General features: G+C 65.9%; 13 protein-coding genes and 1 tRNA gene. 1 reads left to right on the top strand and 13 read right to left on the bottom strand.

The features are described from left to right. Window positions 1-42: 42 nt before the first annotated feature. The 9 genes from AUP43_RS18080 to AUP43_RS18040 form a co-directional block, all read right to left on the bottom strand. Entirely contained in the window at window positions 43-438 is a 396-nt protein-coding gene (locus tag AUP43_RS18080) for a RidA family protein (protein WP_067560299.1), read from the bottom strand. Between the two features lie 9 nt (window positions 439-447). Beyond that, window positions 448-1623 (bottom strand): isovaleryl-CoA dehydrogenase, encoded by a 1176-nt coding sequence (locus AUP43_RS18075; RefSeq protein ID WP_067560297.1) that lies wholly within the window; start codon window positions 1621-1623, stop codon window positions 448-450. Window positions 1624-1685: 62 nt separating this feature from the next. Then, window positions 1686-2141 carry a PaaI family thioesterase gene (locus AUP43_RS18070; protein ID WP_067560295.1) on the bottom strand — a complete coding sequence of 152 codons (456 nt, stop codon included), beginning with the start codon at window positions 2139-2141 and terminating at the stop codon, window positions 1686-1688. A gap of 58 nt (window positions 2142-2199) precedes the next feature. Beyond that, the gene (locus AUP43_RS18065; RefSeq protein ID WP_067560294.1) at window positions 2200-2580 is read right to left on the bottom strand and encodes a MerR family transcriptional regulator; all 381 of its coding nucleotides are present in this window, start codon (window positions 2578-2580) and stop codon (window positions 2200-2202) included. Between the two features lie 36 nt (window positions 2581-2616). Further along, the gene (gene vapC, locus AUP43_RS18060; RefSeq protein WP_067560292.1) at window positions 2617-3006 is read right to left on the bottom strand and encodes a type II toxin-antitoxin system VapC family toxin; all 390 of its coding nucleotides are present in this window, start codon (window positions 3004-3006) and stop codon (window positions 2617-2619) included. Then, window positions 3003-3206, bottom strand: coding sequence for a type II toxin-antitoxin system VapB family antitoxin (locus AUP43_RS18055; protein WP_067560291.1), 204 nt, complete (start codon window positions 3204-3206; stop codon window positions 3003-3005). The genes vapC and AUP43_RS18055 overlap by 4 nt, the downstream gene beginning before the upstream one ends. Window positions 3207-3258: 52 nt before the next feature. Beyond that, complete coding sequence (gene mgtE, locus AUP43_RS18050; protein WP_067560289.1) at window positions 3259-4884, bottom strand: magnesium transporter; 1626 nt, start codon at window positions 4882-4884, stop codon at window positions 3259-3261. Window positions 4885-4924: 40 nt separating this feature from the next. After that, window positions 4925-7213 (bottom strand): NADP-dependent malic enzyme, encoded by a 2289-nt coding sequence (locus tag AUP43_RS18045; protein ID WP_067560287.1) that lies wholly within the window; start codon window positions 7211-7213, stop codon window positions 4925-4927. A 102-nt stretch (window positions 7214-7315) separates the two neighbouring features. After that, window positions 7316-7402: transfer RNA gene (locus tag AUP43_RS18040), tRNA-Leu, on the bottom strand. A 195-nt stretch (window positions 7403-7597) separates the two neighbouring features. Here AUP43_RS18040 and lipB point away from each other — a divergent pair. Further along, window positions 7598-8296 carry a lipoyl(octanoyl) transferase LipB gene (gene lipB / locus AUP43_RS18035; protein ID WP_067560285.1) on the top strand — a complete coding sequence of 233 codons (699 nt, stop codon included), beginning with the start codon at window positions 7598-7600 and terminating at the stop codon, window positions 8294-8296. Window positions 8297-8325: 29 nt separating this feature from the next. Here the strand turns inward: lipB and AUP43_RS18030 are convergent, their stop codons facing one another. From AUP43_RS18030 to AUP43_RS18015, 4 genes are all read right to left on the bottom strand, one after another. Then, window positions 8326-8766, bottom strand: a complete 441-nt coding sequence (locus tag AUP43_RS18030) for a hypothetical protein (RefSeq protein WP_157089421.1) — start codon at window positions 8764-8766, stop codon at window positions 8326-8328. A 215-nt stretch (window positions 8767-8981) separates the two neighbouring features. Continuing rightward, complete coding sequence (locus tag AUP43_RS18025; RefSeq protein WP_067560281.1) at window positions 8982-9266, bottom strand: acylphosphatase; 285 nt, start codon at window positions 9264-9266, stop codon at window positions 8982-8984. Between the two features lie 11 nt (window positions 9267-9277). Continuing rightward, window positions 9278-11263, bottom strand: a complete 1986-nt coding sequence (locus AUP43_RS18020; protein ID WP_067560280.1) for an acetyl-CoA carboxylase biotin carboxylase subunit — start codon at window positions 11261-11263, stop codon at window positions 9278-9280. A 126-nt stretch (window positions 11264-11389) separates the two neighbouring features. Next, the gene (locus AUP43_RS18015) at window positions 11390-12922 is read right to left on the bottom strand and encodes an acyl-CoA carboxylase subunit beta (RefSeq protein WP_067560278.1); all 1533 of its coding nucleotides are present in this window, start codon (window positions 12920-12922) and stop codon (window positions 11390-11392) included. Window positions 12923-13204 lie beyond the last annotated feature (282 nt).

The raw sequence follows: 13204 nt of genomic DNA, 5'->3' as shown, positions 1-13204 counted from the left end.
CCGAAGGGCGTCTCGAAGCATCCGGCGGCTCGCTCCCTTACGCTACTCCCCCTCGACCCGCTGGATGATGGCGGTCGTCTCAATCTCGATCTTGATCTTGGGATCGATAAAGCGGGCGACAACCGTCGTGTTGGCCGGGCGGCATTCCGCGCACCATTTGCCGACAATGGGGGCGACGGTCTCGAAATCCGCAGGATCGCCCAGATAGATGACGATGCGCACGAGATCGGCCATCTTCGAGCCGGCCTGCACCAGCGCGCTCTCGATATTGCGGAAGCACTGCTCGGTCTGTTCCGCCAGATCGTCGGAGATGCTCATCTTGGCGTAATCGAAGCCGGTGGTGCCGGAGACATAGACCCAGTCGCCATGCACGACCGCCCGGCTGTAGGAGCAGAGTTTCTCAAAGCTGGAACCGGAGGAAATGCGCACGCGGGTCATGGAAAAATCCTATCTCGTTTCGTTGAACAGCTCGCGGCCGATCAGCATGCGGCGGATTTCCGAAGTGCCCGCCCCGATCTCGTAGAGCTTGGCGTCGCGCAGCAGCCGGCCGGTGGGATATTCGTTGATATAGCCGTTGCCGCCAAGGCACTGGATCGCCTCCAGGGCCATCCAGGTGGCTTTTTCGGCGGCGTAGAGGATGCAGCCGGCGGCGTCCTTGCGCGTCACCTCGCCCCGGTCGCAGGCCTTGGCGACGGCGTAGACGTAGGCCTTGCTGGCGTTCATCGTGGTGTACATGTCGGCCAGCTTGCCCTGCATCAGCTGGAATTCGCCGATGGATTTGCCGAACTGCCTACGTTCGTGGACATAGGGCACGACGACATCCATGCAGGCCTGCATGATGCCCAAGGGGCCGGCCGCCAGCACCGCGCGCTCGTAATCCAGCCCGCTCATCAGCACGCGCACGCCGCCATTGATCTGGCCCAGCACGTTTTCCTCCGGCACCTCGCAATCCTGGAACACCAGCTCGCAGGTGTTGGAGCCGCGCATGCCCAGCTTGTCCAGCTTCTGCGCAGTGGAGAAGCCCTTCATGCCCTTCTCGATCAGGAAGGCGGTGATGCCATGCTGCGCCTTGTCCGGGTCGGTTTTCACATAGACCACCAGCGTATCTGCGTCCGGGCCGTTGGTGATCCACATCTTGCTGCCGTTCAGGATATAGCGGTCGCCCTTCTTCTTCGCCCTGGTGCGCATCGACACCACGTCGGAGCCGGCCCCCGGCTCGCTCATCGCCAGCGCGCCGACATGCGCGCCGCTGACCAGCTTTGGCAGATAGCGGCGCTTCTGCTCCTCCGTGCCGTTCAGGCGGATCTGGTTCACGCAGAGGTTGGAATGCGCGCCGTAGGACAGACCGACCGAGGCCGAGGCGCGGGAGATTTCCTCCATCGCCACGCAATGCTCCAGATAGCCCATGCCGGCGCCGCCATATTCCTCGCCCACGGTGATGCCGAGCACGCCGAGGTCGCCCATCTTGCGCCACAGATCGTTCGGGAACTGGTTCTCACGGTCGATATCGGCGGCGCGCGGCGCGATCTCGTCGGCCGCGAAGCCCCGCACCTGGTCGCGCATCATGTCGGCCGTCTCGCCCAGATCGAAATTCAGCCCGGGCAGATCGTTGGGGATGCTCATGGTTCCTCCCAGAATTGGCTCTTGGCGGCCGCCCCTCATGAGACGCGGCCTCGACTGTCAAATCAAGCGCGCTCGCCCCGCTCGCCGGGGTCGAGCAGCATCAGCGTACTGAGCGAGGTGGCAACCAGCTTCTCGCGCCCCTCGCGCAACGCATGCACATCGGCCTGGGCGATCACCAGCCGGCGGCCCGGCTTCACGATGCGGCCGCGCGCCACCAGCGCCGCGCCGATGCCGGGGGAGATGATGTTCAGCTTGTATTCCACCGTCAGGATCGACTGGTCCGCCGCGGCCACCGTATAGCTGGCGAAGCCGCAGGCATTGTCGGCGATGGCGCCGATCACCCCGCCATGGAAGAAGCCGTCATGCTGCGATAGCTCCGGCCGGTAGGGCAGGCGGATTTCGCAGCCGCCCGGAGTCACCGAGATCAGACTTGCGCCAATGAAATGCATGTAGCGCTGGCCGTCGAAGGCCCGGCGCACGCGCGTCTCGTAATCCGGATCGCGGATGGTGAGCGACATGGCGGCCCCTCCCAGGCCGATTTTCGACAAGCCTAAATCCGCTTTACGCGCACGTCAATTATAGCGCGTCGGCCAGCAGGCGATCGGTACAGGCGGCCTCCAGCCGGTCCAGCTCGTCCAGGATGGCGTCTATATCGGCGCGCTGCCGGCGCAACAGCTCGCGCCGCTCGCGAATCTTGCCGACCAGATGGCGCAGCTGCGCCGTCTCCCCCTGCTGGGAATCGTACAGGCCAAGGATTTCCTTGATTTCCGCCAGAGAAAAGCCAAGCCGCCGGCCACGCAGGATCAGCTTCAGCCTGATCCGATCGCCGGCCGAGAAGACCCGCCGGTTGCCCTGCCGCGCCGGACTCAGCAGCCCCTCCCCCTCATAGAAGCGGATGGTGCGATGGGTGACGCCGAACGCCTCGGCCAATTGCGCGATGCTGTAGCTCTCCGTCATTCGGAAAGAATGGCAGAAGTTTACGTATAGGTAAAGTTATGCCGCTGTCAGGCCTAGATGCTCCACCATCGGCTGAAAGTCGCGATCAGCGTGCAGCAGTGGCGTGCCGGTCTCGATGCAATAGGCGCCGATCAACAGATCGATGGTCTTGCGGATGGTGATGCCGCGCCGGCGCAAGGCGCGGAAATTCTCGGCCGCGCGGATCGCCAGCGGCGGCGTGGATATCTGTAGCACCGGCAGGGCGGTAAGCGCGCGTCGCGCCAGCGCCGCCTGCTTCTCGGTGCGGAAGCCCTGCAACACTTCGCACAGCATCAACTCGCCGACAGCAACATCGGTTTCCAGCAGATAACGCCGCAAGCGCTGTACTTCCGGACTGTCATTGCCGTTAAAGAAATCAATCCAGACCGAGCTGTCGACCAGGATCATCCGGCGGATCGGCCTTGTCTGCTTTGCTCCAGATCGCCATCCCAGGGCAGCGCGCCGAACAGCTTTAGCAAGTCGCGCTGCTTGCGGCGCTGGATCAGCAGGCGCAAGCCCTCCTCGACCACGGCGCGCTTGGTCGGCAGGCCGGCGGCCTGCATCGCCTCGGCCATGAGGCCGTCATCGATCTCGATGTTCGTCCGCATGATGGCTCCGGTGTGTATAAAAGGAAGAAATTATACACAGTCGCTCCGTCTGCTACAACAGCACCGCCGTGGCCAGCCCCAGGAAGGCGAAGAAGCCCATCACGTCGGTGATGGTGGTCAGGAACACGGCCGAGGCGACCGCCGGGTCGACCTTGCATTTCTGCAGGGTCAGCGGCACCAGCGTGCCCATCAGGCCGGCGGTGATGAGGTTGCAGATCATGGCGGCGGCGATCACCGCGCCGATCAAGGGGCTGAACCAGAGGCCGGCGACCATGCCGATCAGCGTGGCCATCACCACGCCGTTCAACAGGCCGACCAGCAATTCCTTGCCGACGACGCGCCAGGCATTGGACACCGACAGCTCGCGCATCGCCAGCGCGCGCACCATGACGGTCATGGTCTGGGTGCCCGCATTGCCGCCCATCGAGGCGACGATGGGCATCAGCACCGCCAGCGCCACGATCTCCTCAATGGTGCCCTCGAACAGGGCGATGACGCGGGTCGCCAGGATCGCCGCGCCCAGATTCACCAACAGCCAGGGCATGCGCTGGCGAACGGTCGCCAGCACGTTGCTCTGTAAGTCCGATTCCGACACGCCGCCGAGGCGCAGGATATCCTCCTCCGCCTCCTCGTCGACGATGTCGACCACGTCATCGACGGTGACGCGGCCCAGCAGCCGGCCGCTTTCATTCACCACCGGGGCGGACACCAGCCCGTATTGGCGGAACAGATAGGCGACCTCGTCCTGCGGCGTTTCGGCCTGCAGGCGCACGAAATCGCCCGACATGATGTCACGCAGACGCACCGGGCGCTTATTGTGCAGCAGCCGCCCCAACGACAGCACGCCGACCGGCTTGAAGCGCGGGTCGACGATGAAAATCTCGTAGAAATCGTCCGGCAGGTTCGGGTTGGTGCGCATGAAGTCGATGGTCTGGCCGACGGTCCAGTGCGACGGCACGGCGACCAGCTCGCGTTGCATCAGGCGGCCGGCGGAATATTCCGGGAAGGTCAGGCCTTCCTCCAGCAACGCCCGGTCGGCCGGGTCGACGGCGGCCAGGATGGCCTCCTTCTCGCCCTCGTCCAGATCCTCGATGATGGCGATGGCGTCGTCCGAATCCAGCTCCGCGATGGCGCGGCCCACCGTCTCCGGCCCCAACAGCTCCACCACCTCGTCGCGGACCGTCTCGTCGAGATAGGGCAGCACCTCGGCATCGAAGGAATCGCGCAGCACGTCGAGAAGCTGCGCGCGCTGCTCGTAGGACAGGCGCTCGATAAGGTCGGCAAGGTCGGCGGCGTGCAGCCGGCGCGCCAGCTTGCCGGCCTTTTTCAACTTCTCCTCGTCGATCGCCTTGGCGACCTTGCGTTCCAGCTTCGGCGTCAGCGCGAAGCGCTTCTGCATCTCGGAAACCGGCTCCGGCTGCTCCCCGGATGAGAACTCGCCAGGACTGTCGGCGGGCGCTTCCTCGACGCTTTCGCCCTGCGCCTCGGCCAGCGCCTCCAGCGCCTCCTCCGCCTCGATGGCGGCGTCGGTCGCTTCCGCCGACAGGGTGCTGGGGCCTTCATCCTCCTCGCGCCGCGCCATCTCCGGCGAGGGCGGCGGGGCCGGCATCACATCGTCAGCCGGCACCGTGGTGAGGTCGGCCTCGTCCTGCGGACGCTTCTGATCGGCATCGGACATCCGCCGTCCTCCGGCGTTCGGGTTTCCATGGACGCTAACGCTATACGGGCAGTTCCTGACTTTCCTGGCTTTGGGCATCGACGACGGCCAGCGCCGCCATGTTCACGATGCCGCGCACGGTAACAGACGGGGTGAGGATATGTGCCGGCAAGGCCGCCCCCAGCAGGATCGGTCCGACCGACAGCCCCTCGCCCAGCACCTTCAGAAGATTGAAGGAAATGTTGGCCGCGTCCAGGGTCGGCATGATGAAAAGATTGGCCGGCCCGGTCAGCCGCGAATTCGGGAAGATGCGGCTGCGGATCGCCTCCGACACGGCGGCGTCGCCATGCATCTCGCCCTCGACCTGGATGTCCGGCGCGCGGCGCATGACGATCTGCAGCGCCTGGCGCATCTTTTCCGCCGAGGGCGTGTCATGGCTGCCGAAGCTGGAATGCGACAGCAGCGCCACCCCCGGCTCGATGCCGAAGCGCCGCACCTCGGCCGCCGCCAGCACCACCAGCTCGGCGATCTCCTCGGCGGTCGGATCCGGGTTCACATAGGTGTCGGCCAGGAAATAGGTGCCCTTGGACAGCACCAGCAGGTTCAGCGCCGACATATGCCGCACGCCATCGGCCATGCCGATAATGTCGCGGATATGCTGGAGATGGTCGTTATAGCGCCCGATGGTGCCGCAGATCATCGCATCCGCCTCGCCGCGCTTCACCATCAGCGTGGCGATGGCGGTCGTGCGGGTGCGCACGACGGTGCGGGCGTAATCCGGCGAGACGCCGCGCCGTTCCATAATCTGGTGATAAAGTTTCCAATAATCGGGAAAGCGTGGGTCGCTTTGCGGGTTTACGATCTCCACATTTTCGCCCGGCACCAGCTTCAGCCCCATGCGCTTGATGCGCATCTCCACCACTTCCGGCCGGGCGATCAGAATCGGGTAGGCGATCTTGTCCTCGATCAATTGCTGGGCGGCGCGCAGCACGCGCTCATCCTCGCCCTCGCCGAAGACGATGCGCTTGGGCGCTTCCTTGGCGCGGTCGAACACATGCTTCATCGCCAGCCCGGAGCGGAAGACGAACTGCGTCAGCTTCTGCCGGTAGGCGTCGAAATCCTGGATCGGCCGGCGCGCGACGCCGGATTCCATCGCCGCCTTGGCGACGGCGGGGGCGATCTCCACGATCAGCCGGGGATCGAACGGCTTGGGGATGATGTAGTCCGGGCCGAACACCAGCTCCTGGTCGCTATAGGCGGCGGCCACCACGTCCGACGGCTCGGCCATGGCGAGGTCGGCGATGGCCTTCACGCAGGCGATCTTCATCTCCTCGTTGATCGTCGTCGCCCCCACATCGAGCGCGCCGCGGAAGATGAAGGGGAAGCACAGGACATTGTTCACCTGATTCGGGAAATCGCTGCGCCCGGTCGCCATGATGGCGTCGTCGCGCACCGCCTTCACCTCGTCGGGCATGATTTCCGGCGTCGGGTTGGCCAGCGCCATGATGATCGGCCGGTCGGCCATGCTGGCGACCATCTCCGGCTTCAGTACGCGCGGGGCCGACAGGCCCAGGAACACGTCGGCGCCCTTGATGACCTCGGCCAGGGTGCGGCAGTCGGTCTTCTGGCAGTAGCGCTCCTTGTATTTGTCCATCAGCTCGTTGCGGCCCTCATAGACCACGCCGACAATGTCGGTGAGCGTGACGTTCTCGCGCCGCACGCCCATATGCACCAGCAGATCGACGCAGGCCAGCGCCGCCGCCCCCGCGCCGGAGGTGACTAGCTTCACATCCTCGAACTTCTTGCCGACGACGCGCAGCCCGTTGAACACGGCGGCGGCGACGATGATCGCGGTGCCGTGCTGGTCGTCGTGGAACACCGGGATCTTCATGCGCTCGCGCAGCCGGCGCTCGACCTCGAAGCATTCCGGGGCCTTGATGTCCTCCAGATTGATGCCGCCGAAGGTCGGCTCCAGGCTGGCGATGATGTCCACCAGCTTGTCCACCTCCAGCTCGTCGATCTCGATGTCGAACACGTCGATGCCGGCGAACTTCTTGAACAGGACGCCCTTGCCCTCCATCACCGGCTTGGAGGCCAGCGCGCCGATATCGCCCAGCCCCAGCACCGCCGTGCCGTTCGTCACCACGCCGACCAGATTGCCGCGCGCGGTGAGGCTGTAGGCCTCCTCCGGGTCGGCCACGATGGCGTCGCACGCCACCGCCACGCCGGGCGTATAGGCCAGCGCCAGGTCGCGCGCCGTCGCCACCGGCTTGGTCGACATGACCTGGATCTTGCCCGGTATCGGATTGCGGTGATAATCGAGAGCGGCTTCGGTCAGATCGTCGGCCATGGGTTTTCTCTCCGGCAGTCTTGGCGCAGCGCGCGGCATAGTGGCCCGGTACTATGGCAAAAGAAAAGGCCCGCGGTCATGCCAGCGGGCCTTTTGCGAATATGGTGCGGTCGAGAAGACTCGAACTTCCACCCGATTTCTCGGACAGCGACCTCAACGCTGCGCGTCTACCAATTCCGCCACGACCGCATATGTAAACGGATATCGCCTTGCCGCTCCGTAAAGCGGCGCATCGACACCCGTTGAGGTAAAGCATTCACCGTCCGCGCCGCAAGCCTTTAACGGCAAGCCTTGCCAAACGGTGCGCGCGGACATACCAAATCCCGGAGGGGACCGCAAGGCGCGTCGCGTCGCGGCCCCGCTTTTTATCGGAGAAGAACGCCCGTGCCAGACGGCCATTTATCCCCCGCCGCCGCTTCCCAGACGCTGGATTGGCGGGTCAGCGACGGGCTGATCGACTATCCGGCGGCGCTGGCGGAGATGGAGTCGCGCGTCCAGGCGATCCGCGACGGCGCCGCGCCGGAGCTGATCTGGCTGCTCGAACATCCGCCGCTCTACACCGCCGGCACCAGCGCCGACGCCAGCGACCTGCTGCAGCCCGACCGCTTCCCGGTCTACGAGGCCGGGCGCGGCGGGCAATACACCTATCACGGGCCGGGCCAGCGCGTGGTCTATGCCATGATGGACCTGAAGGCGCGCGAACCGGATGTGCGCTGCTATGTCCACGCGCTAGAGGAATGGGCGATCCGCACCCTGGCGCGCTTCAACGTGACCGGCGAGCGCCGCGAGGGCCGCGTCGGCATCTGGGTGCCGCGCCACGATCTGGGCCTGCCCCAGCGCGAGGACAAGATCGCCGCCATCGGCGTGCGGGTGCGGCGCTGGGTCACCTTCCACGGCCTGTCGCTGAATGTCGAGCCGGACCTGTCCCACTTCGCCGGCATCGTGCCCTGCGGCATCAGCCAGCACGGCGTCACCAGCCTGATCGACCTGGGATTGCCCGTCACCATGGCCGATGTCGACGTTGCCCTGCGCGACACCTTCGACGAAGTGTTCGGACAAAGCACGAAGCTGTGCCGGCGGTAGGGCAGCGCTAAAAGCGCGGCGCGCCCTTCCTAATCCTCCAGCGCCTTGAACAGCAGTTCGACGGCGCGGCGGGCGTCGCGTTCGAGGCGGTCGCGGGTGGCGGTCTGGTCGCGCAGGGCGAGCGCGGTGTCGCCTTCCTCATGCACCAGGGCGTTGCGGCGGTTGCGCAGCCAGATGTAATCGTGTCCGAAGCGGATGTCGTTCAGCCCAATGCCGCCCGCGCCGGCGGCCTCGCGATCGGCCATGTCGGCGTCGAGAACCGTCTGCGCCAGGATCACCACCGCCACCCAGGCCCCGGCACAGAAGGCGAGCTGGAGGTCGACCAGCAGCGCCTCCGCCTGCTCGCCGATGGCGATGGGGCCGGCGGCCGAGGCATCGTCCATGCGCCGTTGGAACCAAATCTGCCGCTCGGCCCAGAGGCGATGCGCGGGGGCGGCGAGCACGGCGGCGAGGGAGATGTCGGTTGGCATGCGGAACTTCTCCTTCTCCATATCCACCCCTGGCCCCGACAGGGGAGAGGATCGAGGCGTATACTATCTCTCCCCCGTCCCGGCAGGGAAACGATGAGGAGGCTCAATGACCTTCCCTCGCCCCTTCCGGGGCGAGGGAAAGACATAGCGTCAGAGGCATAGCGTCAGCATCCCTCTCCTCTTCCAGGACGAGGGAAGGATATGGAGGAGGATGGCTATAGGGTCGGCAGTTGCGCGAAGCCTGGGCCGACATCGGCGGGAGAGGTGGCCGTCACCTCGATATCGCTGACGCGGGCGGCGGGCGGGCCCTGGCGGCAGGCCTCGATCATCGCCTCGACCGCCTCGGGACTGCCGACCAGCACGGCCTCGACCGAGCCGTCCTTGCGGTTGCGCACCCAGCCGCGCAGGCCCCGCCCGGTCGCTTCCTGCACGGTCCAGGCGCGATACCACACCCCCTGCACCTTGCCCTGGATCGACAGGCGGACGGCCTGATCGGTCATCGCATCCTCGCTTATTCGAACTCCAGGATCGCCTGGTCGACGGACAGGCTGCTGCCCGGCTCGGCATGCAGCACGGAGACCGTGCCGTCGCGCTCGGCGCGCAGCACATTCTCCATCTTCATCGCCTCGACCACGGCCAGCTCCTGGCCCGCCTTCACCGGCTCGCCGACGGCGACGGCCAGCGAGACCAGCAGGCCCGGCATCGGCGAGAGCAGGAACTTGGAGGTGTCCGGGGCCTGCTTCACCGGCATCAGCGCGGCCAGCTTCGCCGCGTCCGGCGTCAGCACCAGCGCCTCCAGCCTCACGCCGGCCTGGCGCAGCACGTAGGACACGCCGGTGCGGTCGATCTGCACGATGGTCGGCTGGCCGGCGATGCGGCCCTGGAACAGCAGCCGGCCGGGCGCGAAATCGCCCTCGACGACGATCTCGGCGCCATCCAGCGTGACGACGCAGCCGGTCTCCGTCTCGTCCACGGTGACGCCGTGGCCCTCGCGGTCGATCCATACCACCCAGTCGGTCGCCACGCCGCGGCGCTGGCCGGGGGCCTGGCCGCTGATCTGCATGTCGCGCTGCACGGTGCGGTAATTCAGCGCCGCCGCCAGGGCGATCAGCGCCTGGCTCTGCTGCGCGGTCGGCTCCATCGGCTGGAACCCCTCGGGGAATTCCTCGGCGATGAAGTTGGTGGTCAGATTGCCTTCCTGGAACCGCTTCTTGCCCAGCACGGCGGCCAGGAAGTCGATATTGTGCCCGACGCCGCGGATGTAATAGGCGTCCAGCGCGCGCGACATCTCGGCAATCGCCGCGTCGCGGGTCGGCCCGTAGGTCACCAACTTGGCGATCATCGGGTCGTAATACATGGAGATTTCAGCCCCCTCGAACACGCCGGTATCGACGCGCACCACATCGCTCTCGACCGGCGGGCGGTAGCGCACCAGACGGCCGATGGAGGGCAGGAAATTGCGCATCGGGTCTTCGGCATAGACGCGTGATTCGATGGACCAGCCCTTCAGCTTGACGTCCTTCTGGGCGAGCGGCAGCTTCTCGCCGGCGGCCACGCGGATCATCAGCTCCACCAGGTCCAGCCCGGTCACCATCTCGGTCACCGGATGCTCGACCTGGAGGCGGGTGTTCATCTCCAGGAAGTAGAAATTGCGCTCGCCGTCGACGATGAATTCGACCGTGCCGGCGGAGCGGTAGTCCACCGCCCTGGCCAGCGCTACCGCCTGCTCGCCCATCGCCTTGCGGGTCGCCTCGTCCAGGAAGGGCGACGGCGCCTCCTCGATCACCTTCTGGTGGCGGCGCTGGATCGAGCATTCGCGCTCGCCCAGATAGACCGCGTTGCCGTGGCTGTCGGCCAGCACCTGGATTTCGATGTGGCGCGGCTGGTCGACGAATTTCTCGATGAACACCCGGTCGTCGCCGAAGCTGGATTTCGCCTCGTTGGTGGCGGAGCGGAAACCCTCCTTCACCTCCTCGTCGGAGCGGGCCACGCGCATGCCCTTGCCGCCGCCGCCGGCCGAGGCCTTGATCATGACCGGATAGCCGATGTCGCGGGCGATCTTCAGCGCCTCGTCGGCATCGGCGATCACGCCCATATAGCCCGGCACGGTGCTGACCCCGGCGGCATGCGCCAGCTTCTTCGATTCGATCTTGTCGCCCATCGCCGCGATGGCGCGCACGCCGGGGCCGATGAACGCCACGCCCTCGGCCTCCAGCGCCTTGGCGAAGGCCTGGTTCTCCGACAGGAAGCCATAGCCGGGATGCACCGCCTCCGCCCCGGTCTGGCGGATGGCATCGAGAATCTTGTCGATCACCAGATAGCTCTGCGCCGAGGCCGACGGGCCGATGGCCACCGCCTCGTCCGCCATCTCGACATGCAGCGCGCCGGCGTCGGCCTCGGAATAGACCGCGACGGTCTTGATGCCCATCTTGCGCGCCGTCTTGATAACGCGGCAGGCGATCTCGCCCCGGTTGGCGATCAGGATTTTCTTGAACATCGGTCTAGCCGCCCTGCTTTCCGTTCTTGCATTTGGTCCGAGCCGGTCTCCCCTCACCCAGCTTTCGCTAGGCTGTCGCCAAGCTCCAGCATCCCTCTCCCCTTCCGGGGCGAGGGAAAACATACCCTACAGCGGAATATTGTCGTGCTTCTTCCAGGGATTCTCCAACTGCTTGCCGCGCAGCATGGAGAGCGCCTTGACGAGCCGCCGGCGGGTGTTGCGCGGCTTGATCACATCGTCGATGAAGCCGCGCGAGCCGGCCACGAAGGGGTTGGCGAATTTGCTGCGATATTCCTCGGTGCGCTCGGCGATCTTCTGCTCATCGCCGATATCGCCGCGGAAGATGATCTCCACCGCGCCCTTCGGGCCCATCACCGCGATCTCCGCCGTCGGCCAGGCGTAATTCACGTCGCCGCGCAGATGCTTGGAGCTCATCACGTCATAGGCCCCGCCATAGGCCTTGCGGGTGATCAGCGTCACCTTCGGCACGGTCGCCTCGGCATAGGCGTAGAGCAGCTTGGCGCCGTGCTTGATGATGCCGTTCAGCTCCTGGCTGGTGCCCGGCAGGAAGCCCGGCACGTCGACCAGCGTGACGATGGGAATGTTGAAGCAGTCGCAAAAGCGCACGAAACGCGCCGCCTTCTTCGAGCTGTCGATGTCCAGGCAGCCGGCCAGAACCATCGGCTGGTTGGCGACGATGCCGATGGTCGAGCCGCCGATGCGCCCGAAGCCGATCAGGATGTTGCCGGCGTAGTTCGGCTGCAATTCGAAGAAGTCGCCTTCGTCCACGATCTTGTGGATCAGCTCCTTCATGTCGTAGGGCTTGTTCGGGTTCGCCGGCACCAGCGTGTCGAGCGACGGTTCCGGCCGGTCGACCGGGTCGGCGGTCGGCCGCACCGGCGGCTGCTCGCGGTTCGAGGAGGGCAGGAAATCGACGAAGCGGCGCACCTGCAGCAGCGCCTCCACATCATTCTCGAAGGCCAGGTCGGCGACGCCGGACTTGGTGGTGTGGGTGACGGCCCCGCCGAGCTGCTCGGCGGTCACCACCTCATGCGTCACGGTCTTCACCACATCGGGGCCGGTAACGAACATGTAGGAGCTGTCCTTCACCATGAAGATGAAGTCGGTCATGGCCGGCGAATAGACGGCACCGCCGGCGCACGGCCCCATGATGCAGGAAATCTGCGGCACCACGCCCGAGGCCAGCACGTTGCGCTGGAACACCTCGGCATAGCCGGCCAGCGAGGCCACGCCTTCCTGGATGCGGGCGCCACCGGAATCGTTCAGCCCGATCACCGGCGCGCCGACCTTCAGCGCCTGATCCATGATCTTGCAGATCTTCTCGGCATGCGCCTCCGACAGCGAACCGCCGAAGACGGTGAAATCCTGGCTGAACACGAACACCAGCCGGCCGTTGATCGTGCCGTAGCCGGTGACCACGCCATCGCCCGGCACCTTCTGCTCGGCCATGCCGAAATCGTTGCAGCGATGCTCGACGAACATGTCCCACTCCTCGAAGGAGCCGGGATCGAGCACCAGCTCAATGCGCTCGCGGGCGGTCAGCTTGCCCTTGGCGTGCTGCGCCTCGATGCGGCGCTCGCCGCCGCCCTTGCGGGCCGCCTCGCGCTTCACTTCGAGCTGTTGGATGATGTCCTGCATGACCCCTCCCCTGCAGACGTCTCTGACGGACCGGTTAGTTCCAGGCCAGATGCAGATAGCATCGACCGCGCCCGGATGCCAGAGCGCGATGAATCGCGATTCATTGCGATTTCCGCATAGATGGCGCGCGATCGCCGGCCGCGCCACCCGCCCGCCGGACCCTTCGAGACGCCCCTCAAGTGCCTTGGCGGGGTCCTCAGGGCGAGGGAGAATGGGACGTGCCGGCGGTGCCCTGGGGAAGAGGAGAGGCACCGTCGGTGCCGCCTGGTGACCCTCATGCTG

Source organism: Oceanibaculum pacificum (assembly GCF_001618175.1).
GTDB classification, from domain to species: Bacteria; Pseudomonadota; Alphaproteobacteria; order Oceanibaculales; family Oceanibaculaceae; genus Oceanibaculum; species Oceanibaculum pacificum.
Note: the sequence above shows the minus strand (reverse complement) of the source record. Positions and strands in the feature narration are given on the sequence as shown.

Bases quoted from the DNA above. Each gene is read 5' to 3' on its own strand.
- AUP43_RS18080 (WP_067560299.1), bottom strand. From the start codon at position 438: ATGACCCGCGTGCGCATTTCCTCCGGTTCCAGCTTTGAGAAACTCTGC.
- AUP43_RS18075 (WP_067560297.1), bottom strand. From the start codon at position 1,623: ATGAGCATCCCCAACGATCTGCCCGGGCTGAATTTCGATCTGGGCGAG.
- AUP43_RS18070 (WP_067560295.1), bottom strand. From the start codon at position 2,141: ATGTCGCTCACCATCCGCGATCCGGATTACGAGACGCGCGTGCGCCGG.
- AUP43_RS18065 (WP_067560294.1), bottom strand. From the start codon at position 2,580: ATGACGGAGAGCTACAGCATCGCGCAATTGGCCGAGGCGTTCGGCGTC.
- vapC (WP_067560292.1), bottom strand. From the start codon at position 3,006: ATGATCCTGGTCGACAGCTCGGTCTGGATTGATTTCTTTAACGGCAAT.
- AUP43_RS18055 (WP_067560291.1), bottom strand. From the start codon at position 3,206: ATGCGGACGAACATCGAGATCGATGACGGCCTCATGGCCGAGGCGATG.
- mgtE (WP_067560289.1), bottom strand. From the start codon at position 4,884: ATGTCCGATGCCGATCAGAAGCGTCCGCAGGACGAGGCCGACCTCACC.
- AUP43_RS18045 (WP_067560287.1), bottom strand. From the start codon at position 7,213: ATGGCCGACGATCTGACCGAAGCCGCTCTCGATTATCACCGCAATCCG.
- AUP43_RS18030 (WP_157089421.1), bottom strand. From the start codon at position 8,766: ATGCCAACCGACATCTCCCTCGCCGCCGTGCTCGCCGCCCCCGCGCAT.
- AUP43_RS18025 (WP_067560281.1), bottom strand. From the start codon at position 9,266: ATGACCGATCAGGCCGTCCGCCTGTCGATCCAGGGCAAGGTGCAGGGG.
- AUP43_RS18020 (WP_067560280.1), bottom strand. From the start codon at position 11,263: ATGTTCAAGAAAATCCTGATCGCCAACCGGGGCGAGATCGCCTGCCGC.
- AUP43_RS18015 (WP_067560278.1), bottom strand. From the start codon at position 12,922: ATGCAGGACATCATCCAACAGCTCGAAGTGAAGCGCGAGGCGGCCCGC.